Origin of the sequence: Aeromonas veronii (assembly GCA_041319085.1) — a bacterium.
In the GTDB taxonomy this organism is placed as follows: domain Bacteria; phylum Pseudomonadota; class Gammaproteobacteria; order Enterobacterales; family Aeromonadaceae; genus Aeromonas; species Aeromonas veronii_F.
The window spans coordinates 2678282-2703965 of record CP101033.1 but is presented as its reverse complement, the minus strand read 5'-3'; the positions used below and the strand labels follow the sequence as shown (position 1 = coordinate 2703965).

At 60.1% G+C, this 25684-nt stretch carries 22 protein-coding genes; 4 read left to right on the top strand and 18 right to left on the bottom strand.

Going from position 1 to position 25684, the window contains the following annotated elements; genetic code table 11:
* Nucleotides 1-148: 148 nt before the first annotated feature.
* Entirely contained in the window at nt 149-1315 is a 1167-nt protein-coding gene (locus NMD14_12715; GenBank protein ID XEI31642.1) for a transposase, read from the top strand.
* A 69-nt stretch (nt 1316-1384) separates the two neighbouring features.
* Here NMD14_12715 and NMD14_12710 read toward each other — a convergent pair whose 3' ends face one another.
* From NMD14_12710 to gloB, 6 genes are all read right to left on the bottom strand, one after another.
* A complete protein-coding gene (locus NMD14_12710; GenBank protein XEI34760.1) occupies nt 1385-1459 on the bottom strand; it encodes an N-acetylneuraminate synthase family protein in 75 nt (24 codons plus the stop codon).
* Between the two features lie 201 nt (nt 1460-1660).
* Complete coding sequence (locus tag NMD14_12705; GenBank protein XEI31641.1) at nt 1661-2494, bottom strand: cobalamin-binding protein; 834 nt, start codon at nt 2492-2494, stop codon at nt 1661-1663.
* Complete coding sequence (locus tag NMD14_12700) at nt 2487-3422, bottom strand: cobalamin biosynthesis protein (GenBank protein XEI31640.1); 936 nt, start codon at nt 3420-3422, stop codon at nt 2487-2489. The genes NMD14_12705 and NMD14_12700 overlap by 8 nt, the downstream gene beginning before the upstream one ends.
* Before the next feature lie 23 nt (nt 3423-3445).
* Entirely contained in the window at nt 3446-4138 is a 693-nt protein-coding gene (gene mtnN / locus NMD14_12695) for a 5'-methylthioadenosine/S-adenosylhomocysteine nucleosidase (GenBank protein ID XEI31639.1), read from the bottom strand.
* 352 nt (nt 4139-4490) lie between these two features.
* Entirely contained in the window at nt 4491-6044 is a 1554-nt protein-coding gene (locus tag NMD14_12690) for a LysM peptidoglycan-binding domain-containing protein (GenBank protein ID XEI31638.1), read from the bottom strand.
* A 70-nt stretch (nt 6045-6114) separates the two neighbouring features.
* The gene (gene gloB, locus NMD14_12685) at nt 6115-6879 is read right to left on the bottom strand and encodes a hydroxyacylglutathione hydrolase (protein XEI31637.1); all 765 of its coding nucleotides are present in this window, start codon (nt 6877-6879) and stop codon (nt 6115-6117) included.
* 72 nt (nt 6880-6951) lie between these two features.
* On the opposite strand from gloB, the gene NMD14_12680 reads away from it, so the two are divergent.
* Complete coding sequence (locus NMD14_12680) at nt 6952-7674, top strand: class I SAM-dependent methyltransferase (protein ID XEI31636.1); 723 nt, start codon at nt 6952-6954, stop codon at nt 7672-7674.
* On the opposite strand, the gene rnhA is transcribed toward NMD14_12680, so the two are convergent.
* Complete coding sequence (gene rnhA / locus NMD14_12675; protein ID XEI31635.1) at nt 7662-8126, bottom strand: ribonuclease HI; 465 nt, start codon at nt 8124-8126, stop codon at nt 7662-7664. The genes NMD14_12680 and rnhA overlap by 13 nt on opposite strands.
* 79 nt (nt 8127-8205) lie before the next feature.
* Between rnhA and dnaQ the strand changes: the two genes are divergently transcribed.
* Nucleotides 8206-8940: a DNA polymerase III subunit epsilon gene (gene dnaQ, locus NMD14_12670; protein XEI31634.1), complete on the top strand. Its 735-nt coding sequence runs from the start codon at nt 8206-8208 to the stop codon at nt 8938-8940.
* Nucleotides 8937-10199, top strand: a complete 1263-nt coding sequence (locus NMD14_12665) for a TIGR03503 family protein (GenBank protein XEI34759.1) — start codon at nt 8937-8939, stop codon at nt 10197-10199. Before dnaQ ends, NMD14_12665 begins: the two co-directional genes overlap by 4 nt.
* Before the next feature lie 93 nt (nt 10200-10292).
* On the opposite strand, the gene NMD14_12660 is transcribed toward NMD14_12665, so the two are convergent.
* From NMD14_12660 to NMD14_12610, 11 genes are all read right to left on the bottom strand, one after another.
* Nucleotides 10293-11810: a DUF3369 domain-containing protein gene (locus NMD14_12660; protein ID XEI31633.1), complete on the bottom strand. Its 1518-nt coding sequence runs from the start codon at nt 11808-11810 to the stop codon at nt 10293-10295.
* Between the two features lie 318 nt (nt 11811-12128).
* Nucleotides 12129-12491: a copper-binding protein gene (locus NMD14_12655; protein ID XEI31632.1), complete on the bottom strand. Its 363-nt coding sequence runs from the start codon at nt 12489-12491 to the stop codon at nt 12129-12131.
* 60 nt (nt 12492-12551) lie between these two features.
* A complete protein-coding gene (locus tag NMD14_12650) occupies nt 12552-15692 on the bottom strand; it encodes an efflux RND transporter permease subunit (GenBank protein ID XEI31631.1) in 3141 nt (1046 codons plus the stop codon).
* A gap of 153 nt (nt 15693-15845) precedes the next feature.
* Nucleotides 15846-17378, bottom strand: a complete 1533-nt coding sequence (locus NMD14_12645) for an efflux RND transporter periplasmic adaptor subunit (protein XEI31630.1) — start codon at nt 17376-17378, stop codon at nt 15846-15848.
* Nucleotides 17379-17677: 299 nt separating this feature from the next.
* Complete coding sequence (locus tag NMD14_12640; protein XEI31629.1) at nt 17678-18163, bottom strand: hypothetical protein; 486 nt, start codon at nt 18161-18163, stop codon at nt 17678-17680.
* A 154-nt stretch (nt 18164-18317) separates the two neighbouring features.
* Nucleotides 18318-21428, bottom strand: a complete 3111-nt coding sequence (locus NMD14_12635; GenBank protein ID XEI31628.1) for a multidrug efflux RND transporter permease subunit — start codon at nt 21426-21428, stop codon at nt 18318-18320.
* A 9-nt stretch (nt 21429-21437) separates the two neighbouring features.
* Complete coding sequence (locus tag NMD14_12630) at nt 21438-22637, bottom strand: efflux RND transporter periplasmic adaptor subunit (GenBank protein XEI31627.1); 1200 nt, start codon at nt 22635-22637, stop codon at nt 21438-21440.
* Between the two features lie 205 nt (nt 22638-22842).
* A complete protein-coding gene (locus NMD14_12625; protein ID XEI31626.1) occupies nt 22843-23595 on the bottom strand; it encodes an energy-coupling factor ABC transporter ATP-binding protein in 753 nt (250 codons plus the stop codon).
* Nucleotides 23582-24400 carry an energy-coupling factor ABC transporter ATP-binding protein gene (locus tag NMD14_12620; protein XEI31625.1) on the bottom strand — a complete coding sequence of 273 codons (819 nt, stop codon included), beginning with the start codon at nt 24398-24400 and terminating at the stop codon, nt 23582-23584. The genes NMD14_12625 and NMD14_12620 overlap by 14 nt, the downstream gene beginning before the upstream one ends.
* Nucleotides 24397-25098, bottom strand: coding sequence for an energy-coupling factor transporter transmembrane protein EcfT (locus NMD14_12615; protein XEI31624.1), 702 nt, complete (start codon nt 25096-25098; stop codon nt 24397-24399). Before NMD14_12615 ends, NMD14_12620 begins: the two co-directional genes overlap by 4 nt.
* Nucleotides 25098-25676, bottom strand: coding sequence for an ECF transporter S component (locus NMD14_12610; GenBank protein ID XEI31623.1), 579 nt, complete (start codon nt 25674-25676; stop codon nt 25098-25100). The genes NMD14_12615 and NMD14_12610 overlap by 1 nt, the downstream gene beginning before the upstream one ends.
* Nucleotides 25677-25684 lie beyond the last annotated feature (8 nt).

Below are 25684 nucleotides of genomic sequence, written 5' to 3'. Positions count from 1 at the left end.
GGATATAAGGGGAGCTAATCTGATGCGTTTGCGAGCCCGCCTATGTCTTCAGTGTCTCGATAGTCGCGCCTGCCGCACGTCCGCAGCGGTTGTTGATTTCACTGGCACACGCTATAACTGTGCTTATATACAGCCTGTGTTTTTAATCATGAAAAGAGCCACAAAAGTACGCATTTACCCCACCGACGAACAAGCGGCATTCCTCAATGCCCAGTTCGGCGCGGTGCGGTTCGCGTACAACAAAGCCCTTCATATTCAGCGGCACATGTTCCAGCGCCACGGGGTTTCACTGAAACCCAAACGCGACTTGAAACCCCTGCTCGCTGTGGCAAAAAAATCGCGCAAATACAGCTGGCTGAAAGAGTACGATTCACAAGCCTTACAGCAGGCGGTGATCAACCTGGATAAGGCATTCGCCAATTTTTTCAACCCCAAGCTCAAGGCCAGGATGCCCACCTTCAAGAGCAAGAGAGGCAGGCAATCCAGTTATCACCCCAATGGCAAAGTGCTGACCGATGCCATCCTGTTACCGAAGATGACGCCCATCCGAGCTGTCATTCACCGAGATATTATCGGCGTGGTCTCCAGCATCACGGTCAGCCGTGGCCCGACAGGGAAATACTATGCCTCCATCCTTTGCGATGATGGCCGTGAGGCTCCCGCCAAGCCCTCCCTCATCACAGAGGTGACAGGCTATGATATGGGGCTGTCCCACTACCTCATTGCGTCGAGTGGCAAAAAGATGGCCAACCCGCGCCACCTTATTAATGCAAGTCGCAATCTGCGGCGAAAGCAAAAAGCACTGTCTCGCAAGAAAAAAGGCAGTGCCAATCGTAGTAAGGCCAAATTACAGCTGGCCGCCCTGTGCGAGCGGGTAGCCAATGCTCGCGCTGATTTTCAGCACAAACTCTCTCGCACGATAGTTGACGATAACCAAGCGATCATCGTGGAGACGCTTAAAACAACCAATATGATGAAAAACCACAAGCTGGCCCGCGCCATTGGCGATGCTGGCTGGCATGGTTTTATCATGAGGCTGGAGTACAAAGCCCAAGCGGCGGGCCGCCACCTAATCAAACTCGATCAGTGGTTCGCCAGCTCTAAACCATGTAGTGAGTGCGGCTACAAGATGCCGGAGATGCCACTTCATCAACGACAGTGGGTATGTCCAGCGTGTGGGGCAGAGCATGACCGCGACATCAACGCGGCCATGAACATTCGACAGCAAGGAATATTGGAATTAAAAGCGGCGGGGCTCGTCGTTTCTGCCCATGGAGGCCAGCGTAAATCCGTCAATCTGACGGTCGCGGCCTAAGAAGTGGGAAGCCTCGCCGCTTGCGGCGGGGAGCAGTCACGGGAATGTCGGTTATTTCGAACGAGGCGATCATGTAGAGGGGGCATTGAGATCTTCCAGGAAATCGACGGCGGTGACATAAAAGGGGGTGGAGAAGAAGACCAGTCCCTCTTGCTGGACCTCGGTCTGGATGGCCGCATGCCGCTCCCAGGGGGATAGGCCTGCTGGTAGAGTTTTTACAGCGGTAATCCTAAAAATGGGGGGATTACCCCATGATGAAGATTGGTATCTATAGAATTCTAAAGCACTTTTTATGCCATTTGCAGACGTATCTTGGCAGGCGTGATCTGAATAGCCGTTTTTTGGCTACTTGCTGTCGCGTTGAACAATGGCTCGGCATACCTGTTCCACCGCATTGAGGGCTCTTGGGGTAAAGCGGTGCAGCTCATCCGGGTTGATCAAATCGAGTCGCTGATGCTGTACGGCATCCACATTGGGCCACTTCTGCCAGTGTCGCAGGGCGTCAGGATCTTGACTCCCTGCCAGGATCAGCGCGGGGTTGGCTCTGATCACCTGCTCCATGTCCACTTGCGGGTAGGGGGTCTTGGCATTCGCCATGACGTTGATCCCGCCGCAGAGCGCGATGGCCTGCGCAGGCCAGGCTTGACCACTGACGCTGGTGAGCGGCGGGTACCAGAGCTGGTAGAACACCTTGACGCCGGTTGGCTGGCCATAACGCTGTTGCAGGTCATGCAGGCGCGCCAGATAGCGATCGGCGGCTTCGTTGGCACTCTTCTCAACACCCAGCAATTTTCCCAGCGCCCGCATCTCGTTAGCTAGCGAGGCAAAATCGGTAGGTTCCGAGTAGAAAACTGGGATACCCAGCTGCTCCAGCGGTGCCAGCATGCGTGACTGGGCCGAGCGCCAGCCCAGGATCAGGTCCGGTTTTTGTGCCAGCAGCGCTTCGATATTGATGCTGCGATAATTGGCCACCTTGGGCTTGCTTTTCACCTCGGCGGGATAGTCGGAGGCATCATCAACAGCTACCAGCTTGTCACCGGCACCGATGTCATAAAGCAGCTCGGTCAGATGGGGCACCACGCTCACCACCCGGTTTGGGGTAGCGGCAATCAGGGCACCGGGTAACCAGGCCAGCACTGCGCAGGGCAGCCAGATAAGCAATCGCAACCATCTAACCATGAAATAACCCCGCCACAGTGACAAGCAGCGCCAGTATCAACCAGCCCCAGCCCATTGCTTGCAAAATATTGAGTACCTTGCACGGTGTCTCGCAATCTGGTTCAGCTCCAGTGCCGATGACTGGCCAGCGCTGCAGAGCCCCCTGATAGTAGCGAGGGCCACCAAGGCGGATCCGGCACTTGTCAGACAGTAGTGTCAACAGCATCCCCATGGCGGGATAGGGCCAGAGCGCACCGCTTCGCAGCCGTTGAGCAGCCTGCTTGAGCCGTGGTAGCAGGAGCGGCAGCCCCAGCAACAGGATGGTGGGGGCATTGAGCCCCTGATAGAGGGCGCTGGCGGCACGTCCAAAATAGCCAAAGGCGGGATCCTTCATGCTCCAGCCTTGGCTCATCAGCTGGGTCAGCCGCCAGAGCAGGGCGCCCTGTACCCCGGCGAGGGCGTACCCCAGCAGCGGGCCAGCCCATTGGCCGACCAGACGCAGGGCGCAGCTCTCGGTCACTGCTTTGGCGAGCCCCATGGCCGAGAGTTTGCCGGTCTCCCGTTTGAGCCAGGGAGCCGCCTGCAATCTCGCCAGCGGCAGGGTCTCCTGCGTGGCAAGCGAGCGGGTGGCATGGGCGAGTTCGCGCAGCGGACGGGATTCGATCATCAACAGCAGAAACAGCAGGTCAAACAGCGGCTCGCTCAATGCCAGATTGCGCAACGACCAGAGCCCGGCGGCGCAGGGTACCCATACCACCAGCATCGCCAGCATACCTGCTTGCAGCTGCTGGCGTGGCGTGCCATCGGCTCTGTGCACCTTGTGCCCCAGCCGGGTCAGCAAGGGCGTGACGGCCGAAAGACGCAGATGGAATGGCCACGGGATCACCGCCTCCAGCAGGGCTGCCCCCACCAGAATGGCCGCCGTTGTCGAGAGGAGGGCATCGGCCATCAAACCAAGCGAACCTGTTTCGATCACAGCTTGCCGAGCATCTTGATGATCACTTCGGCGGAGTGTTTACCGGCCACCTCGATAAAGGCGTCGAAGGATTCAACCTGTTCCTTGCCAGCGATATCGGACATGGCGCGCACCACCAGATAGGGCACTTTGAACATGTGGCACACCTGACCGATGGCGGCACCTTCCATCTCAACCGCCAGCATCTGCGGGAAGTCGGCGCGAGCCTTGGCGATGGCGTCCGGTTTGCACATGAACTGATCGCCGGTGCAGATAAGGCCAACTTTGGTCTGGTGCTGGCCCTGCTCGGCGATGCAATCCTGAGCGACCGCGATGAGCTGCTCGTCGCAGGGGAAGGCGGCGGGTTGCTGTGCCATCTGGCCCATCTCGTAACCAAAGGCGGTCACGTCCACATCGTGGAAACGCATCTCACTGGCGATCACCACATCACCGATGTGCAGGTCCTGGGCAAAGCCGCCTGCAGAGCCGGTATTGATGACGCAGTCGGGGGCGAATTTTTCCAGCAGCAGGCTGGTGGCTACGCTGGCGGCGACCTTACCGATGCCGGAGCGGGTCAGGATTACCTCTTTGCCTGCCAGCATCCCTTGATAGAACTCGCAGCCGCCCAGTTGCAGGGTGGTGGGGTTGCTCATCTGGCTGCGCAGCAGGGCTACTTCTTGCTCCATGGCGCCGATAATTCCTACTTTCATTGCTGACCTCGTCTTGCTAGCCGTGTGGCTGAATTTAAGTTGCTGTAGATCATAACAAAAGATGGCGTCGGCGCCGAGAGGCGCAAGCGAAAGGGGAGATGAACGACGGCACGCCGTGTGGCGTGCTGTCAATTGTTGATAACGCGTGAGAGGGAACGGTACGGCGCGTTTGGTCGAGCGTCATCGTCAGGGCAAAGCCCTGCATGGTGTCCTTCACCTTTTGCGGCTCAGCCAGCAGGAACAGGGCGGGCAGGGTGCCGATGTCTGCCTTGATGTTCGGATAACCGAGACAAAAAAAACGGGGCCAGTCATTTGACTGGCCCCGTTTTGTATCGGGTTCAAGCGGTGAGGCTTAGCTGTTGTTCTTCACAAACAGGGTCAGCTCCTGACCGGGCTTGAGGTAATCCCCTTTATCCAGCTGGTTCCAGCGCATCACATCGTTGATGGCTACCTGGAAGCGAGCCGCGATGGAGGAGATGGAGTCGCCACGGCGAACCTGATACACCATCGATTTGTCGTTCTTCTTCCCATGCTTGGGATAGACCACCAGCTTCATGCCCGGCTTGAGCGCCGATTTGGCGTTCAGACCGTTCCACTTGGCCAGCTCGGCATGGGAGATGCCGTGTGCCTGGCTGATGCTCCACAGGTTATCACCTGAGCGCACCTTGTAACTGATCTTGGCCTTCTGGCTGCTGCCACGGCTGGCCAGTTGCTGCGGTTTGCTGGCGGTGCTTGCCTTGCTGCTGGCCTGACCACGGGTCGGGATCACCAGTTGCTGACCGTGCTGCAGGCTGTTGCTGCGCAGATTGTTGGCCAGTTGCAGTTCGCTCACGCTGACGCCGTGATTCTGGGCGATTCGCGACAGGGTATCACCACGGGTGACCTGATAAGATCGGGCACGAATACGTTCGCTCTTGGGCAGATCGGCCAGTGCCAGCTCCAGGGTATCGGCGTACTCCACCGGTACCAGCAGGCGGTAAGGGCCACGAGGCGACATAACGCCACGGCTCAGGGCCGGATTGACCTCCTTGAGCTGTGACGTGCGCAGTCCCGCCAGTTGGGCGGCCACGTTCAGATCGATCTGGCTGCCGGTCTCCACCACCCGTAGCTTCGGCTCGTTGGCAAGCACTGGCAACTGGACGTTGTACTTGTCGGCATTGCTGATCATGTCAGCCATGGCGAGGATCTTCGGCACATACATCCGGGTTTCGCGGGGCAGATCGAGCGACCAGTAGTCGGTCGGTTTGCCTGCGCGCTGGTTACGCTGGATGGCGTTGCGCACCCTACCTTCACCCGCATTGTAGGCGGCCAGCGTTTGCATCCAATCACCGTCAAAGAAGCGGTTCAGGTACTCCAGATAGTCGAGCGCCGCATTGGTGGAGGCCAGTACGTCGCGCCGTCCGTCATACCAGTTGTCGTGGCGCAGACCGAAGTTCTTGCCTGTGGCGGGGACAAACTGCCAGAGTCCAACCGCATTGCTGCGGGATCGGGCATGAGGATCAAACATGCTTTCGATCATCGGGACAGTAATAAGCTCCATTGGCAGCTCACGCCGTTCTATCTCCTCTACCATCAGATAGAGGTAGGGTTCAGCCCGGCTGGCAATGGTCGCCAGATGCTTATCATTACGCAACAGCCACTCTCGTTGTTGGCGGATGCGGGCATTATCCGGGGTTTCCAACTGCATATCATCGCTGATGCGAACCCACAGATTGTCCGTATCTTCCATTTCGTCCAGCTGTTCATCGCCAAACAGGAAATGGGAAGAGTGTTTTTTATGCGCTTTTTTCTTGACCTGGGGGGACTTGATCGGCTCGATTGCCGTTAGCGCCCGGTCATCCTGATGGCTCAGGTTTTGGCAGCCGCTGAGCAACAGCGCTGCCAATAAGGCCGTTCGTACCTTCATCTCGTTCCGGTCATTTTTAGGAAAAACAGCCCGCATCATAAGGGGCAATGGCCGCCTGATCAAGGTTTGTTCAAAAAACGTCCTTCCACTGACGCAGAATGGTGAAGGTATCTACCGGATTTTCCACGCATTTTAGCCCATGCTTTTCAGCGGAAAATTTCACTGAATCCTGTTCGCAGCGCAGAAAAATGTTGAAAGTGCGCTCGTCACCCAGCTGGGTTGGCAGACTTGGCAGCCCTTGTTGTCGCAGTTTGCTGATCAGCCCGATCTGGCGGCGGATCGCCGGGTTGTCCGGCTCGACCGCATAGGCAAAGCGCAGGTTGGAGAGGGTGTACTCATGGGCACAATAAATGAGGGTCTCATCGGGCAGGGCGGCGAGTCGTTGCAACGAGTGGTACATCTGCTCCGGCGTCCCTTCAAACAGGCGGCCACAACCGGCCGAGAAGAGGGTGTCGCCACAAAACAGCATGCCGTTGCCATGGTAGGCGATGTGGCCGCGGGTGTGGCCGGGCACATGGATCACCTCGAGGGCGAGGCCGTGCCAGTTGATCTGATCGCCATCTTCCAGCCACTGACCGTGGTGATCCGGCATCGGATCCAGTTTGGGGCCGTAGAGCCGGGCGTGGGGGAAGTGGGTAAGCAGGTCGGTGACACCCCCGACATGGTCGTGATGGTGATGGGTCAGCAGGATGGCATCGAGCACCAGCCCCAATGCCTCGAGCCGCTCCAGCACGGGGGCCGCATCGCCCGGGTCGACCACCAGACAGTGATTTTCGTGGCGGATCAACCAGATGTAGTTGTCATTAAAGGCTGGAACTGTGATCACTGGATACATGAGTCTGCTTCTCTTTAGGGAGGGTATCTTATATAACAGGATGGCGTTCGAAACCCCGAGTTGAGCCCTATTATGCAGGTGGCACGTACCGAACAACAAATCGAGATCCCGACCAGCTGGGCTGCATTGCCTATGGGGGACTGGATGGCGGCCGAGATCCAGGATCGGCTCGACAACTGGTGCCCCAATCTGTTTGGCTATCATCTGCTGAAAATTGGCGCCCTGAGCGCTGAACTCTCCTGCAAACGCTCCTCCATTCGTCACCAGATCGGGGTCGCCCCTGGCGGGCGGTTGCTCGACATGTATGGCGATCCCCTCGATCTGCCGGTGCGGACCGGCAGCGTCGATGCCTGCCTGCTGGCTCACTGCCTCGATTTCTCTGCCGATCCCCATCAGGTGTTGCGCGAAGCCGAAAGAGTGTTGACCGATGATGGCTGGCTGATCATCAGTGGTTATAACCCCATGAGTCTGGTCGGGATCGGTCACTGTGTGCCGTTCTTGCGGCGCAGAATGCCCTGGTCGGCACGGATGTTTACCCCGGGGCGGGTGACGGACTGGCTGCATCTGCTGGGATGCGAGGTGATGTTCGACGAGCGTTTTGGCTACTCGTTTATGGGGAAACAGAGCTGGCACAGCTGGTGGCGGGAGAGTATCGGGCGGGATTATTGCAGGGCATTTGCGTCGGTATACGTGATTGCTGCCCGTAAACGACGCTTTCCACTGATCCCGGTGCGGCGGCGCTGGCAACTGCCAAAGTCCCTTGCCACACCGGGAATGGCCCGTCAGGGCTGGTAGCCGGTATCCTCGGCCAGATCCTTGCCGCAGGCGGCCTCTCTGGCCAGCTCGTCGCACCGTTCGTTCTCCGGGTGGCCGGAGTGACCCTTCACCCAGAGCCACTCAATCTGGTGGCGACCCACTTCCGCATCCAGCTCCTTCCAGAGATCGACGTTTTTGACCGGCTGACGGTTGGCGGTCATCCACCCTTTCTTCTTCCAGCCGATGATCCACTGGGTGATCCCCTGGCGGACATACTGGCTGTCAGTGGTGAGGCGCACCTTGCACGGTTCGTTGAGGGTGCGCAGCCCCATGATGGCGGCCATCAGCTCCATCCGGTTATTGGTGGTCAACTTGAATCCGGCGGAAATCTCTTTGCGGTGCTTGCCGTAGACCATCACGGCCCCGTAACCACCCGGGCCCGGATTGCCGAGGCAGGAGCCGTCGGTATAGACATCAATCTGTTTTAACATGAGCAATCAATCTGTTTTAGCATGAGGCTTGGGGTAAACTAGCGAGTAAGTAAAGCCGAAGTTTGACATAGATTGGATCATGAACACACCCCAACTGAATCGCCAGATCATTCTGGATACTGAAACCACAGGTATGAATACGGCGGGCGGCCCTGTCTATCTGGGGCACCGCATTATCGAAATCGGCTGTGTGGAGGTGATCAACCGCAAGCTGACCGGTAACCACTATCACGTCTATATCAAGCCTGATCGTCTGGTCGACCCGGAAGCGATCCAGGTGCACGGTATCACCGACGAGTTTCTGCGTGACAAGCCCTCTTTTAGCCAGATAGCCGACGAGTTCCTCGACTTTATCCGGGGGGCCGAACTGATTGCCCACAATGCGCCGTTTGACGTGAGCTTCATGGACTACGAGTTCAGCAAGCTCGGACTCAACTTCAAGACGGCGGATATCTGTACCATCACAGATACCCTGGCGATGGCGCGGGATCTCTTCCCCGGCAAGCGCAACAACCTTGACGTGCTCTGCGATCGCTACGGTATCGACAACTCCCACCGTACCCTGCACGGGGCTTTGCTCGATGCGGAGATCCTGGCGGACGTCTACCTGCTGATGACCGGCGGCCAGACCAAACTCAATCTGGCCACCGAGAGCAACGAAAGCGAAAGCAATCAGGACACCAGCATTCGCCGGTTGGAGAGCAACCGACCCGCCCTCAAGGTGGTGCGTGCCAGTGCCGAGGTTCAGGCTTTGCACGAGGCGAGACTGGATCTGGTGCAGAAGAAGGGAGGAAGTTGTCTGTGGCGGCAATGAGCAAGTGGTGTGCCGGTCTGCTGCTGATGCTCTCGCTGGGGGTGACGGCGACCGAGGTATTTGCTCCTTCCGATATCCCACTGCTGGATAACCGCTTTCGCATCGATTACGGCGTGAAGGAGATCACCTTCATTATCAAGCGCAAGCCGGGCACCCCATCGGTGATCCTGGTTCGCCCCGATGGCAGCAAGCTTTACGTGGGCAAGGTCAAATCCGCAGACGTGGGTTGGCTGGCGCTGCCGGAGCACGATCTCATTACCCTGCGCAATCCGATGCCGGGCCCCTGGCAGGCGATTGGCGAGGTGGATCCCGATAACCGGGTGCGCATTCTCTCCGATATCCGGCTCGATATCGCCGCCCTGCCGATGCAGCTCTATCAGGGGGAGGTGGTCAAGCTCAAGGCGTGGTTGCTGATCAATGGCCAGCCGCCGAAAGATAAATACTATCTTTCTGACCTTGGCATGACCGTCAAGCTGCAATCTTTCAGCGATGCCGAAAAGCAAGAGGTCGTGCTGGATCAGGTACTTGGCCACTATCGCGATGATGGCAAGGGGCTCGATGAAGTGCCAGGCGATGGCATCATGACGGCGGAAGTGACACTTCAGGATATTCCCGGCGGCAAGTACCGCGCCATGTTCAGTACGGGCAATCAGGTGTTCGCCCGTGCCCGTTATCAGGATGTGCTGCTTTACCCCTACCCGTTCAGCTATAACTTGGCGCCGCCTTCGGCAGATCTGGGTGCCAAGCTGTCACTGCAAATCGACAGTGATGAGCTGGATCCCGCCTCCGTGGTGCTCAAGGGGAGTGTGACCAGCAATGTGGGCGGCCTCTACGAGTTCAGCGAGACCGCCAGCGAGCCCAAGCTTGATATCGATCTCTCTATCATCAAGGAGGTCGGTCAGCATGATGTGAAAGCAACCCTCTATGGCACCACTCGCCTCGGCCGCGAGCTGAAAATCGAGTTGCCGGTGAAAACCTTCAATGTTTTTCCGCCACCGCCGCCTCCTGTAGAGGTGGTGTCGGCGGTGGTACCGGCATTCAGTGCCGAGGCGACCCATGAGGCTCCGGCAGAGGAGGGGGTGGGCTGGCTGATCTGGGCATTGGCTGGTGGTGCGCTGCTGGTAGTGCTGGGTGGCGTCGGGTTTGTGGTGATACAAAAACGGCGTGCCCTGAAGCGTGCTCTGGCCGCTGCGCAGGCCGAGAATCAGCAAGCCGGACAACCTGCCGCCAAGCTGGATCTCAATCTGCCGGAGCAGTAACCCTCGTTCTGCAGTGGCGTGATGCCAGATATAAAAAACCGCCTTGATAAGCAGGGCGGTTTTTTTGAGCTCATAAACAGAACAGACCGGGTATCAGTGTTCGCCGATATAGATATCCTTGTTCTGCTCGCGGATCTCGAGAAACTTGTCCAGATTGGCCATCATCAGCTCGACCAGCTGGGGATCGAAATGTTGGCCCTTCTCCTCTTCAATCAGCGCCAGCACCTTGTCCAGTGGCCACGCCTTCTTGTAGCAGCGATCCGAGCCCAGGGCATCGAACACATCGGCCAGTGCCACGATCCGTCCCTCCAGCGGAATATCCATTCCCTTCAGGCCACGGGGGTAACCACTGCCATTCCACTTCTCATGGTGATTGCCGGCGATGGTGGCACCAATCTGAAACAGCGCCAGATCGCTGCCGGAGAGCATATCTTGCCCGAGCTGGGCGTGGGTTTTCATGATCTCCCACTCTTCCTGCGTCAGCTTGCCCGGCTTGTGCAAGATGGCATCAGGAATACCGACCTTGCCAATGTCGTGCAGTGGCGAGGCGCGTTTCACCAGCTCGCTCTGCTCTTCGCTCATCCCCATCAGCTGGCAGAACTGTTCGGTATAGAGCGCGACCCGTTTGACGTGCTGCCCTGACTCTTTGGAGCGGGTTTCGACCAGTTCGCCGATGCGGTAGATGATCTCCCGCTGGTTGTCGGCGAGCAGCTCGTTGAGCCGGATATTCTCCAGCGCCACTATGATGTTTTCGGTAAACAGCCTCAGCAGGCCGGTATCGATCTGGCTGAGCTGGCGAGTGGTCTCGAGGTGGAACAGCAGGTGATGGCGAAGATTCTGGCAGTAGAGCACCATCTGGTTGTCGCAGTAGACGTTGCTGCGCTTGCTCATGGCCTGGCGCAAGATCTCCGGCGCTTCCGTGAGGCGCATGGCGGGATGGCCCGGCAGCAGGGGCTCCAATACTTGATCCCTCACCTCATAGGCGTACTGCTTGACGTCATAGATCTGGGTCTCCCCTAGGTGGAGCAGGGCGCTTAGCTGCTCCTGGGCACCTTCGACAAATTGGCGCAGGGCCCGCTTCTCAAAGATCCCCTTGGAGGCTTCAATGACTTTCTCCAGCCCCTGGCGGTTGCTCTCCAGGGTGCGGATATCCCGATAGGAGCGCAGGCTGGCACGTAGCAGGGTGCGCAGCTTCTGGGAGGTGAGCTCAGTTTTATCCTTGTAGTCGTTGATGTCGTAGTTGGTGACCACGTCATCTTCCGGCGCCTGGCCGGGTTGGCCGGTGCGCAGCACGATGCGGACCATCTTGTTTTGCAGGTCTTCACGGACGTATTTGACGACATCAAGGCCCGCGTGGTCGACCTCCATCACCACGTCCAGCAGCAACAGGGCAACGTCCGGGGTGATGGCAAGCAACTCTTTGGCCTGGGCCGCAGAGTAAGCATGCAGAAAATCGATGGGGCGATTGTCAAACTCGAATTTATTCAAGGTGATTTTGGTGATGCGATGCACTTCGGGCTCATCGTCAACAATCATCACCTTCCAGCCAGCGGGCCTCGCATCGGGAAGAGAGAGATTGTCATCATCAATAATCAGGATTTGGTCATCCATTATACAATCCTGTTTGGCATCCTGTGCTTACATTAACTGCTCCACTAAGGATAGGAAACTTATTAAGGAATAAAATGTGATCTCGAAAAACCATGGTCGGTATGCGGTACCCGAGGGGCTTTATGGGGCGATAGCGCGGTCACTGATGCTTTTTTGTTGCGAAGATGGCCACGATGCCGACTTGTCAGCCAGTGACTGGTCCCGTGGTACCGAGCGAAAAAGAACCCCCTCTTTGAAAAAGAGGGGGTCTTCTGCGATCTGAGGGAGGCTGATGCCTCCCTCTTTGTTTATCCGGGCGGTCCGGAGCGATCCGGGCATTTACTGCGGCTGGATTTGGGTGATGGTGAGCTTGCCACCCGGGTTCTCGGCGTGAAAGCGCACTGCATCCCCTACCTTCAGATCCTTGAGCAGGGCCGGATCTGCCACCCGAAAGACCATGGTCATGGCGGGCATCTTGAGGTTGTCGATCGCCTCGTGCTTGATGCCGACCTTGCCGTTTTGTGCGTCGATGCGGCTGATGACCCCTTTGGTCATCACCATATCGCCCATCTCGCTCATACCTTCCATTTGTCCCATCTGGCTCATGTCGTGGCCGGCATGGTTCATCATCTCTTCGGCCTGCAGGCTTGCGTGGGTAGCGATGCCAATCAGCAGGGTCAGTGTCAGCGTCTTGTAGTTCATCTTGGTTTCCTTGTTTAGCTTATGAGGTTGCTGTTTATCTGGTTGAAAATGGTCTGTTCATCAGTGTGATGACTCCTGCTGCTCCGCAGTGGTGAGCTGCTGCAGGCTGCGGCAGCGCCACAGGTAGTAGGCGGCGGGCAGCACCAAGAGGGTCAGCACCAGCGCGCTCACCATGCCACCGATCATCGGGGCGGCGATGCGCTGCATCACCTCGGAGCCGGTGCCGTGGCTCCACATGATGGGCAACAGGCCGGCGATGATGGTGACCACCGTCATCATCTTGGGGCGAAGGCGCAGGGCGGCGCCGTGGATCACCGCCCGGTGCAGACCCGCCTTGTCCGGCTTGCCACTGGCCACCAGGTCATCCCAGGCATGGTTGAGGTAGACCAGCATCAGGACGCCGGTCTCCACCGCCACCCCGGCCAGTGCGATAAAGCCCACCCCGACCGCTACCGAGAGGTTGAAGTCGAGCAGCCAGAGGGTCCAGATCCCGCCCACCACTGCCAGCGGCAAGGTGGTGAGAATGAGCAGCACCTCCTGGAAGCGGCGAAACGCCAGATAGAGCAGCAGCACTATGATGGCGACCGTGAGCGGCACCACGTAGGCGAGGCGCGCCTTGGCCCGCTCCATGTACTCGTATTGGCCGGACCAGGTGAGGGCGTAGCCCGCCGGCAGCACCAGCTGCTTGTCCACCTCGGCCTTGGCCTGTACCACGAAAGAGCCGATGTCGCGGCCGCGAATATCGACGTAGACCCAGCCGTTGAGGCGCGCGTTTTCACTGCGCAGCATGGGGGCTTCATCGCTGATGTAGACACGCGCCACGTCCGCCAGGGCGATGCGTGCGCCACTTGGAGTGACCACCGGCAGCAGCTCGAGGCTCGCCACCGAGTCGCGATAGCTCTGGGGGTAGCGCAGGTTGATGGGATAGCGCTCGCGCCCCTCGATGGTTTGGCCCACCTCCATGCCGCCCACCGCGGTGGCGAGCACCGCCTGCACATCGGCGATGTTGAGGCCGTAGCGGGCCGCTTTCAGTCGGTCGATATCCACCTTGACGTAGCGGCCACCCGCCACCCGCTCGGCGTAGACCGATGAGGCGCCCTCCACCTTGCCAACGATCTGTTCGAGCTGTTGGCCGAGTTGCTGGATCACCTTGAGATCGGGCCCCGCTATCTTGATGCCGACCGGGGTCTTGATACCGGTGGCCAGCATGTCGATGCGGGTCTTGATGGGGGGCACCCAGGCGTTGGTGAGGCCGGGGAAGCGAATTAGGGAGTCGAGCTCTTCTTTCAGCTTCTCCGGGGTCATGCCGGGGCGCCACTGATCCCGGGGCTTGAGCTGGATGCTGGTCTCCATCATCACCAGATCGGCGGGGTCGGTAGCGGTCTCGGCTCGACCCGCCTTGCCGAACACGTTCTGCACCTCGGGCACGGTGCGAATGAGCTTGTCGGTCTGCTGCAAAATCTCCCGCGCCTTGCCCACCGAGATATTGGCCGCCGTGGTGGGCATATACATGATGTCCCCCTCATCGAGCGGCGGTATGAACTCGGAGCCCAGGTACTTGAGCGGCCAGAAGCCCGCCACCGTGACCACGGCGGCGATGGCCAGGGTGGTTTTTGGACGGGCCAAGACGGCCTTGAGCAGTGGCACATAGCCCTGGCTTAAGCCACGGTTCAGCGGATTGGCCTGCTCCGCCAGCACCTTGCCACGGATGAAGTAACCCATGATCACCGGCACCAGCGTGATGGCGAGTACGGCAGCGGCGGCCATGGCGTAGGTCTTGGTAAAGGCGAGGGGGTGGAACATCCGCCCCTCCTGCGCCTCCAGCGCGAACACCGGCAGGAAGCTGATAGTGATGATCAGCAGGGAGAAGAAGATGGCGGGCCCCACCTCGATGCTCGCCTCGGTGATGATGCGCCAGCGGTTCTTGTCGGTGAGCGCCTCCCGCTCCATGTGTTTGTGGACGTTCTCGATCATCACGATGGCGCCATCCACCATGGCGCCGATGGCGATGGCGATCCCCCCCAGCGACATGATGTTGGCGTTGATCCCCTGCAGGTGCATCACGATAAAGGCCACCAGAATGGCGATGGGCAGGGTGATGACCACCACCAGCGACGAGCGCAGGTGGAACAGGAAGGCGAGGCAGACCAGCACCACTACGGCGAACTCCTCCACCAGCTTGCCGGAGAGGTTGTCGATGGCGCGCTGGATAAGGTCGGAGCGATCGTAGACGGTGACGACCTCCACCCCCTCTGGCAGGCTGCTTTTGAGCTCCGCCAGCCGCGCCTTGACCCCGTCGATGGTGTGCTGGGCATTTTCGCCGTAGCGCATGACGATGATGCCACCCACCACTTCTCCCTCGCCATTGAGCTCGGCGATGCCACGTCGCATCTGGGGGCCGGTGACCACATCCGCCACGTCCCCCAGCAGCAGCGGGGCGCCGCGCACATTGGTGCCGAGTGGGATCTGTTTCAGATCCTCGACGCTTTTCAGATAGCCGTTGGAGCGCACCATATACTCCGCTTCCGCCATCTCGATGACGGAGGCACCGGTCTCCTGATTGCCCTGCTTGATGGCGGTCTCGATAAGGGAGAGCGGGATGCCGTAGGCGCGCAGCTTGTCCGGGTCGACCCGCACCTGATACTGGCGCACCATGCCGCCCACGGTGGCGACCTCGGAGACCCCGTCCACCGTCTGCAACTCGTACTTGAGGAACCAGTTTTGCAGGGAGGTGAGCTGGCTGAGGTCATGCTTGCCGGTTCTGTCCACCAGCGCGTACTGATAGACCCAGCCCACCCCGGTGGCATCGGGGCCGAGCTGGGGACGGGCGGAGGCGGGCAGGTTGGGGGCAACCTGGCTCAGATACTCCAGCACCCGGGCGCGGGCCCAGTAGAGGTCAGTGTTGTCGTCAAACAGCACATAGACGAAGGAGTCGCCGAAGAAGGAGTAGCCGCGCACCGTGGTGGCCCCCGGCACCGCCAGCATGGCGGTGGTGAGCGGGTAGGTCACCTGATCCTCCACCACCTGGGGCGCCTGGCCCGGATAGGCCGTCTTGATGATCACCTGTACGTCGGAGAGATCCGGCAGGGCGTCTACCGGGGTCTGCTTGACCGACCAGAGCCCCCAGGCGGTGAGCATGAGGGTCAATAGCAGCACCAGAAAGCGGTTGCCTACGGACCAGCGAATGATGGAGGGGATCATGACTTGGCTCCTCCCTCTTGGCGTGGCGTGAACGGCAGGACATGGTCGCTAGTAAAGCGGCAAGATATCGACGGGATCATGATTGGGCTCCTTGCTCATTTGGTGTAGAGAGCGAAGAGCGGTTGCCTGCCAAGCAGCGCATGATGGAAGGGATCATGACTTCTTCTCCATCTCGGGCATCGCCATCTGATGCTGGCTATGGTCCATGCCTTCCATCTTCTCCATCTCATCCGTCGCAGGTTTGGCGTCGCCGTCAGTAGCGGGTGCCTTCTCCTGATGGATGGTGGTGATGCGGTACTCATCCCCCTCCTGCATTACCTGCAGGTGCAGGGTCTGCCCTTCGGCCAGCTTGCTCATATCGACCCCCTCGGCGACGGTGAACTCCATCTCCATGGCGGGCCACTGCCACTCGGGGATGGGCTGGTGGGAGACCATCAGGGTGCGGTTGGCCAGATCGATGCTTTCAACCTCGCCCTGGGTCCACACCTGGGCGGGGCGCACCGCCGTCATGCGCTGGAAGTCCGAGTCGATAGCCGATTCCGAGTCAAGCAGGAACTGGGCCGAGCTGACGATGCTGTCCCCCGCTTCAACTCCCTCCCGGATGGCGACCTTGTCGCCAAACTGGGGGCCCAGGGTGACGGCCACTGACTTGAAGTTGCCATCCCCCAGTGCCAGTACCAGTCTGTCCTGGCTGCCGGTACGGATCACCGCTTCGCTCGGTACCACCAGCCGGGGTTCTCCCTGCCCGGTGCGAATGCTCACCTTGGCGAACATGTTGGGTTTCAAGAACTCATCGGGGTTGGCAAAGCGCAGCCGTACCTTGAGAGTGCGGGTGGCGGCATCCAGGGTCGGGTAGAGGTAATCGACCCGACCCTGCCAGCGGCGGCCCGGGGTGTAGTCGAGGGTCATGGTGACCGGATCCCCCACCTTCAGCTGGGCGGCCTGGCGCTCGAACACCTCGGCGCTGACCCACACCTGCTGCAGGGTGCTGATGTTGAACAGGGCGGCTGCGGGCTCCACATATTGGCCCTCACGCACTTTCAGCTCCGAGACATAACCGCTGCTGGGCGCATAGATACCAATGGTTTCGCGCACCTGATGGCTGCGCTTGAGGGCGGCGATTTGATCTGCCGGCACCTGCAGGGACTTGAGCTTGCCCTCGGCGGCGCGCAGCAGCAGGGGGTTGGCGGTGTTGAGGGCGAGCAGATACTCATGCTGGGCGTTGACCAGATCCGGCGCGTAGAGCTCGTAAATAAGGCTCCCCTTGCTCACCTGCTGTCCCTCGCTCTTGATGGCGAGGGTGCGGATCCAGCCTGCCATACGGGCGTTGATGGCTTCCAGCCGATCTTCGTCATAGCCGACGTAGCCCACGGTTTCAATCTGCTGGTGGATGGGGAGCTTCTCCACCTTGGCGAGCCGAACTCCCAGGTTCTGCTGGATCTCGGGGCTGATGGTGACTGTGCCAGGTGAGCCGCCCTGTTTTTCCTCATAGACGGGGATAAAGTCCATCCCCATGTTGTCCTTGGCGGGGGCATCGCGCTTGTCGCGGGGATCCATGGGGTTGACCCAGTAAAGGGGCGTTTTCTCTTTGGCGCTGGTGACATCGGCACTCTGTTTGGCGGCCCAGTAGCCGCCACCTGCGCCAAGGGCGAGCAGCAGGGCTGACATCAGGATGGTCTTGTTCATGAGTGGCCTCCGGCGTGGATCTGCATGCAGAACGTGCAGGGGGACAATGCGCCCGCGAAGGCGGCGACCTTGGTCGGTGAAAAGTGGGCTGGTGACATGATACGTCTTCTCTTGTGCAGGCCGCCGGTCGGGTGAGGTGCAAGGCCTCACCAAAGGGGCTAGCGGCAAACGGGGCGTTGCTGACGAGTCAGCAGACGCACGACTCCCTGTTGCTGGCGGGCCAGTGTTCACAGGGTCAAGCAAGGCGTGCAGACACGGGCAAGGTCAACCTTGCCGCAGGCACGCAGTAGAAGATCGTTCTAGTGACGCAGCACCGACAGCATCAGGTGTCGGCGCGGCCAGGAGGGAGGGTGAGTACCGCGGGATCGCAGGAAGGGATCCCGCAACCAGTTGTCCAGCACGCTGCTCGCCGTGCCAAGGGGCAGCAACAACAGCGGCAAGAAAAAGAGGGAGATCAGTATGCCAAGCAGCGGCAGGGCACTGGCTGCGCCAGAGACGCCGGTCTGCATCTGGCAGTCACCGCTTGGGGTGGCGTCATCTCCCATCCCCTGATGGCAAGAGAGGGAGGCCGTAGGGGATTGGTGATCCATGATCGCCATCGGCTCGCCGCGACTCATCACCAGGTTGTGGGGTTGGGAGGCCATTTGTTGGGGCGAGGTATCGAGCGCTGGTTGCGCTCCATGCCAGCTGATGCAGAGGGTCAGATTGCAGATAAGCAGCAGCGCCAGCAACAGCCGGGCCAGAGCAACGCAGGGCAATCTTGCAGTAAGCTGGGTGAGTGACAATCCGGTTATCCTTCAGGATAAAGTGCTCAGACTCTAAACCTTGCTTCTGGGAGAAGGTCAAGGAGCGCTCACAGGCACCATGGCGGGGCAAGAGATAAAAAATACCCCCGCAGGTGCGGGGGTAGGGGTTATCAGCGAGGCTGCAGGCTAGGCCTTACTGCTTAGCTCCTTTTGCCGACCCTTTCATGATGAGGCGGAAGAAGAGCGGGATAAAGAAGATGGCGATAAAGGTGGCCGCCAGCATACCGCCGATGACCGGCCAGCCGAGGGCGTGACGGCTTGCCGCACCTGCACCGCTGGAGGTGACCAGCGGCACACAGCCGAGAATGAAGGCCAGCGAGGTCATCACGATGGGGCGGAAACGCAGGCGCGCTGCCTCCAGTGCCGACTCGATGAGGCTCATCCCCTCTTCGTGCTTCATCACCGCGAATTCCACGATCAGGATGGCGTTCTTGGCCGCCAGCCCGACGAGCGTCACCAGTCCGATCTGGAAGTAGACGTTGTTGGTCAGACCCACCGCCCAGGTGGCAAGCAGGGCGCCGAACAGAGCGAACGGCACCGCGGTGATCACCGCAAACGGCAGGCTCCAGCGTTCATACTGGGCGGCCAGAATGAGGAATATCATCACAATACCGAAGCCGAACGCCATGCCTGCGCTGCCGGCAGAGGCCTTCTCCTGATAGGCGGAGCCGGTCCACTCCAGCTTGGCGTCGTTGCCAAGAGCCTCATTAGCGACCTCCTCCAGCGCAGCGATGGCCTGACCCGAGCTGTAGCCAGGGGCGGGCTGGGCCATGATCTTGGCGGCCTGGAAGATGTTGAAGCGCTCTACCAGCTCGGGGCCAGTGGCATCACGCACTGTCACCAGACTGCTGAGCGGGATCATCTCCCCCTTGTCGGAGCGGACATAGACGTTGCGGATGTCGCTCTTCTTGGCGCGGTAGTCTGCCTCGGACTGCAACTGCACCCGGTAGGTACGACCGAATTGGTTGAAGTCGTTGACATAGACCTGGCCGAAGGTGGCCTGCATGGTGTCAAACACCGCGTTGATCGGTAGCCCCAGCGCTTTGGCCTTTTCGCGATCCAGGTCCAGATAGACCTGCGGCACGTTGGCGCGGTAGGTGGTGGTGACGCTGGTAAACTCCGGACGCTCCTTGGCCGCATCGAGGAAGCGCTGCACTTCGCCGGAGAAGGCTTGGGCGTTGCCGGTGCCACGGTTCTGCAGATAGGCCTCCAGGCCGCCAGTGGTGGACATCCCCTGAATGGGAGGCGGGTTGAAAGAGGCGACGAAGCCATCTGCCAGTCCCATCAGGCCCATGCCCTGGAAGATCTTGGCCAACGAGAAGGAGTCTTGCCCGGCCCCCTGGCGCTCGCTCCAGTCCTTCAGGGTAATGAAGGTCATGCCGCTGTTGCTGATGATGGCATTGGAGAGAATGTCAAAGCCCGAGAAGGTGATCACATCCTTCACATGGGGGTTGGCCATGGCGATCTGGTCAAACTTGTCGGCCACTTCCTGGGTACGGCTCATGGCGGCGGCATCCGGCAGCATGACGGCAGCGATGAGGTAGCCCTGATCTTCGTTAGGTACCAGCTCGCCCGGCACTTTCAGGAAGAGGCCGTAGATGGAGAGGATCAGCACGGCGATGATGGCAAAGGCGACCCCCACCCGACGGTTGAGGAAGGCCACCCCGCGCACGTAGCGGCTGGTCAGCTTGTCAAAACTGTTGTTGAACCAGACGAAGAAGCGGGCCGGTTTGTGGTGTCCCTCTTTCAGCAACACGGCACAGAGGGCCGGAGAGAGGGTCAGTGCCACCAGACCGGAGATAGCGACCGAGACCGCGACCGTGATGGCGAACTGTTTGTACATCACCCCTGTCATGCCACCCATAAAGGCGACCGGCAGGAACACGGCGCAGAGCACGAGCACGATGGCGACCACCGGACCGGAGACCTCCTGCATGGCGAGGATGGCAGCCTCTTTGGGCGAGCACTTCTTCTCGCTCATGATCCGCTCGACGTTTTCGAGCACCACGATGGCGTCATCCACCACGATACCGATGGCAAGCACCATGCCGAACAGGGTCAGCAGGTTGATGGAGAAACCGAGCACCAGCATGCCGGCGAAGGTCCCGATGAGCGATACCGGCACCGCGATACAGGGGATCAGGGTGGCGCGGAAGTTTTGCAGGAACAGGTAGACCACGATAAAAACCAGTACGATCGCCTCGAACAGGGTGTGTACCACCTCCTCGATGGAGATCTTCACGAACTCGGTGGTGTCGTAGGGGATCTGGTACTCGATATCCTGCGGGAAGCGCTCCTTGAGTCGCTCCATGGTGGCGTGTACCGCATCTGCAACCGCGACGGCGTTGGCGCCCGGTTGCAGATAGGTAGCGATACCGATGGCCGGTTTGCCGTTGGCGCGGGCGACCAGATCATAATCCTTGCCCCCCAGTTCGACCCGAGCGACATCGCGGACCCGGATCTTGGAGCCATCGGGCATGGAGCGGACGATGATGTTCTGGAACTCCTTCACATCCTCAAGGCGCCCCTTGGTCTGCACCGTGTAGGTGAAGTCGATGGGGGCCGTGGTGGGCTGAGTACCGATCTTGCCTGCCGCGAACTGGGTGTTCTGCTCGCGAATGGCGCCGATCACATCGCTCGGGGTGAGCTCGAGCTGGGCCAGTCGATCCGGCCGCAGCCAGATGCGCATGGCATAGTCGGTACCGCCAAACAGGGTGGTATCACCGATGCCGGGAATCCGCTTGAGCTCGTCGATGATGTTGAGCAGGGCGTAGTTCGACAGATAGGTGGTATCAAACGAGCCGTTCGGTGACTGCAGGGTGACCACCTGCAGGATGGAAGTCGATTTCTTCTTGACCGTGACCCCCTGCTTTTTCACCTCTTCCGGCAACTGGGCCATGGCGGCCGAGACCCGGTTGTTGACGTTGATGGTAGCCTGATCCGGATCGGTGCCGATCTCGAAGTAGACGTTGAGGCTCATCTGGCCGTTGGAGGCCGACCCCGACTGCATGTAGATCATCCGTTCGACGCCGTTGATCTGCTGCTCCAGCGGTGCCGCTACGGTCTGGGAGATCACCTCCGGGGTTGCGCCCGGATAAAACGCCGTGACCGAGACCACCGGCGGGGTGATCTGGGGATATTGCTCAATGGGGAGCGCCCGCATCGCCGCCAACCCGCCCAGCACGATAATGATCGAAATCACGCTGGCGAAGATGGGGCGTTCTATGAAGAACTTGGAAAACATACGGGCTCCTTACTTGGCCGCAGACTGGCTGATCACCTTGCCGGTGATCGCCTTCATCTCGTCGGCAGAGACAGGTTTCACCACAGCGCCGGGGCGAGCCTTCATCAAGCCTTCGACGATATAGCGCTCACCGGCCTGCAGGCCGCTCTCGATCAGCACGCCGGAGTCGACCGCCGCGCCCAGGATCACCGGACGGGGCACCACCTTGTTGTCGGCATCGACCACCATCACCATGCGGTCAGCCTGTGACTGGACGATGGCGCGGGGCGGTACCACGATGGCATTCTTGCGCAGGCCCAGATCGATGGTCATACGGACAAACTGGCCGGGCAGTAGTACGCCGTCCTTGTTGTCGAAGATGGCGCGGGCACGGATGGTGCCGGTCTGGGGATCGACCCGGTTGTCGGAGAAGTTGAGCTTGCCCGCTTGTGGGTAGACAGAGCCATCGGCCAGACGAATATGGGTGCGCCAGGTGGTGGCATCCATCGCTTCAATCACCCCTTTCTTCACCGAGTTCTCGAAGTTGAGGCGATCCTGCTCCGAGTAGGAGAAGTTGACGTAGAGCGGGTCGAACTGGGTGATGGTGGTGAGCAGGCCGTTGTCGCCGCTGGTGGAGATAAGGCTCCCCTCGGACTGGGAGCTCTTGCTCGCCATGCCGTTGATGGGGGCGGTCACCTGGGTGTAGCTGAGGTTGAGATCTGCCTCTTTCACCTTGGCCTGCGCGGCCTGATGGCTGGCGATAGCCGCTTCATAGTTGGCGATGGTGTCGTCATAGTCCTTGCGGCTCACCACCTGACGCTTGAACAGGGGAATGATGCGATCCCGATCGGCACGGGCCTTGTTGAGACGGGCCTGCTCCTGAGCCAAAGTCCCTTTGGCCTGCTCCAGCGCCACCTTGTAGGGCTCGGGATCGATCAAAAACAGCTCCTGACCGGCGCTGACCGGCTGGCCTTCCACATAGGTGCGCTTGAGCAGGATGCCACTGACTCGGGATCGCACATCGATCTCGCGAAAACCGGCGGTCTCTCCCACCATCTCGGTGGTGAGCGGCACATCGGTCAGCTTGACCTCGGCGACCACCACAGGGACGGCAGGCATGGTCTGGGCCGTCTGGGTCGTCTCGCCGCCACAGGCACTCAGACCGCTGATCAGCGCCAGGGTCAGCAAGCTGCGTTTGTAAACCTCTCTTCCGACATTGGGCACCTTCATCATCACACTCCTGTTGGATCGATTTCGGCTGCTGCGTTCAGCATGTTTCTCCATACACATCATTAACTTCATGATTAAAAAAACAACTTTTTTATGATTGGAATGAGAGATGATAGGACTGCAACCTTGAACACAACCTTCTCAAAGTGGCAATTAAGGTTGCCGATTGACGAAAAAAGTCGGACTTTTCCGAAATGGGCGGGGGTCAGCGGGGATGTTCAGCCCGGGCGAGGGCAGCCAGCAATAGGGCGCGGCTCTTCTCGTGTTGATTATAGCCATTGAGGGCTGAGGGCCGTTCGGCTGCGGGGGCGTGGGCCACCAGACGGCCAGCTTTCAGCTCGATCAGAGTGATGAAGTTGCGTCTGACAAATTCGGCGTCATGACTGATGGCCACTATGGTGGTGCCCTTCGCCCGTTCACGGGCCAGCCAGCGTTCTAGAATGGCAAGCCAGCGGGGATCGAAATCCCGGCTCGGTTCGTCGAGCAGCAGCAAGGCGGGCTGCATGGCATGGAGGCAGGCCACCGCCACCATCCGTCGCTGACCGGCATCGAGATCCTGCGGATGGGATGCCGCCCACGGTGTCAGCTCGCACTGTTCTAGTGCCGCAGTGACCCGCGCTCGGATCTCCTCCCCCGGCCGTTTTTGCAGGCGCAGGCCAAAGGCGATTTCATCGTCGACCCGGCTGTGGAACAGCTGGCGCTCCGACTCCTGAAACAGAAAGCCGATCTGATTGGCGCGCGCCAGTGCACGCTGCTCGCAGAGCGCCTGCTGTTGCCAGCTCACCGTGCCGGAGGTGGGAGCCAGCAGGCCCGCCGCCAGTCGCAGCAGGGTCGATTTCCCTGCACCGTTATCCCCGATGATGGCTACTTGTTCCCCGCTGGCTATCTGCAACGTGATGTCGTGCAGGCAGGGATTGTCCGGCGCCCATGAGAAGCAGAGGCGGTCAAAGCTCAGCATAAAACTCCCGCAAGATGGTCAAAGGGTAGGGATGATGGTACGGGTCGCGCACCTGCAACGCCTCGTGCAGGGAGTCCGGCAGGATCACCCGCTCGGGCAGATGGGGCAGCACCTCGCCCAGCTCACCGCTGGCCAGCTGGCGGCCATGGTCGAGCAGCACGAACTGTTCGCAATAGTGAGCTGCCGGAAAGAGCCGCTGCTCCAGCAAGATGACGCTGCAGCCACTCTGCTCGCTGTAGCGGCGGATCTGCCGCAGCAGGGTATGGGTCGCCTCCGGTGTCAGGCGGCTGAAGGCCTGATCTAGGATGAGCAGCTTGGGCTCCATCGCCAGGGCACAGGCCAGCATCACCCGCTGGGCCTGCCCTCCTGACAAGGAGAGGGGGTGTTGCGTCGCCAGTTCCTCGCAGTGACAACACGCCATGGCCTCAGCTACCCGCTGGCTGATCTTGGCCACCGGCAGTGCCATATTGGCCGGGCCGAAGGCCACCTCATCCGCCACCGAAAAGCAGCAGCCGGAAAATTGTAGATAGGGGGATTGCTGCACCCATTGGCGTTGGGCTGCCTGTTCATTGAGCTGTCCCCAGTCGTGGGGAGTACCGAGGATTATGCCAGTCCCGCCCAAGGTATCGAGGTGCAGTTGGGACCAGCCTCCCGCCAGTAGTTGAGCCAGCAGGGATTTTCCTGCCCCATTGCCCCCGAGGATGGTGAGCCACTCGCCAGCACCCAATTCAATGTCGAGGGGCCCCAGCTGAAAGTGGTCAGGGTGGGCCGCATCGCCGATGGTCAACCCTTGCAGCGAGATCATGGCCAACACCTCCAGGCAATTTCCAGCAGCACCAGTGCCAGCAACAGATAGCGCAGCAGCGGCTCATGGCGTTGCTGCGGGATCTCGACCATGCGGGTGCGGGTCGGCTGGCAGCGAAAGCCGCGCAGATCCAGAGCCATGCTGCGGGTGGCCAGCTCGCTTAATGCTTGCCCGACCAGCGGCGAGAGCAGCGGAATGGTAGCGCGCAGCCGAGCCAACGGATGACCGTCAAAGGGGACGCCACGGGCCAGCTGAGCCTCCTTGATCGCCCTCAGCTGGTGGCCAAGCTGCTCCTTGAGCAGCAGCGGGCCGCAGCAGAGGTAGGAGAGGGCGATGGGCAGCCGGCTGGCAAACAGCGCATGGACAAAGCGCTCGGTCGAGACTGCCCATAACCAGAGCTGGGCGCTGGCCAGACAGGCGAGCAGGCGACACCAGAGGGGCATAATGGGGTACTCGTCGCTGGCAGGAACCTCTGGCATGCCGAGCAGGATCCGCAACCAGGGGCCGTGAACCAGATAGAGGCCCAGCCCCAGCGGCAGCATCACTGCCAGCACCAGCTTGACCCGGGAGCGGGCGTCCGGCAGCACCATTAACGCTAGCAACGGCAGCAGGCTCCAGCCCCAGAGCCAGGGGGGCGGCAGCACGCTGGCCGTGACCGAAAACCACAGCCAAAGCGCGAGGGAGGTAAACGGGTGCATCAGCGCACGGCGGCCATCTGCGGGAAGTGGCGCAGGGTGCGCTGCGGCAGACGGCGTACCAGCCCCCAGGCGATCAGCACGGTCAGCAGCTTGTCCAGCAGGTTGGTGCCGAGCACGGTGACGGCGACTGACTCTTGCAGATCGTTGCCCATGGCGTGCAGGTAGGCAACCATAAAGTCAGCACCGCTGCCGGTGGCGCCACCAAACAGGTAGGAGCGGATGGGAATGGCCACCAGGGTGAGCGCCAGGGTGATCACCACGCTGCTCACTATCACCTTGGGCAGATTGTTGAACCAGCCAGCGCGCGCCATCAGACCGGCACTGAGGCCAATCATCATGGCGACCGGGGCAAAGGCTGCGGCGATGGGGCCGGTGAGCAGACCCCACAGCAGGTTGGTGAGTAGACCGGTGGCGATCGCCATCCAGGGGCCTGCCAGAATGGCGCAGAGCACAGTCCCGATGGAGTCGAGGAAGATGGGCAGCTTGAGCATGGAGACCGCCTGTCCCGCCACCATGTTAATGGCGATGCAGATGACCATAAAAGCCAAGTTGTAGCTGGAGAGTTTATTGACGGACATAGTGATCC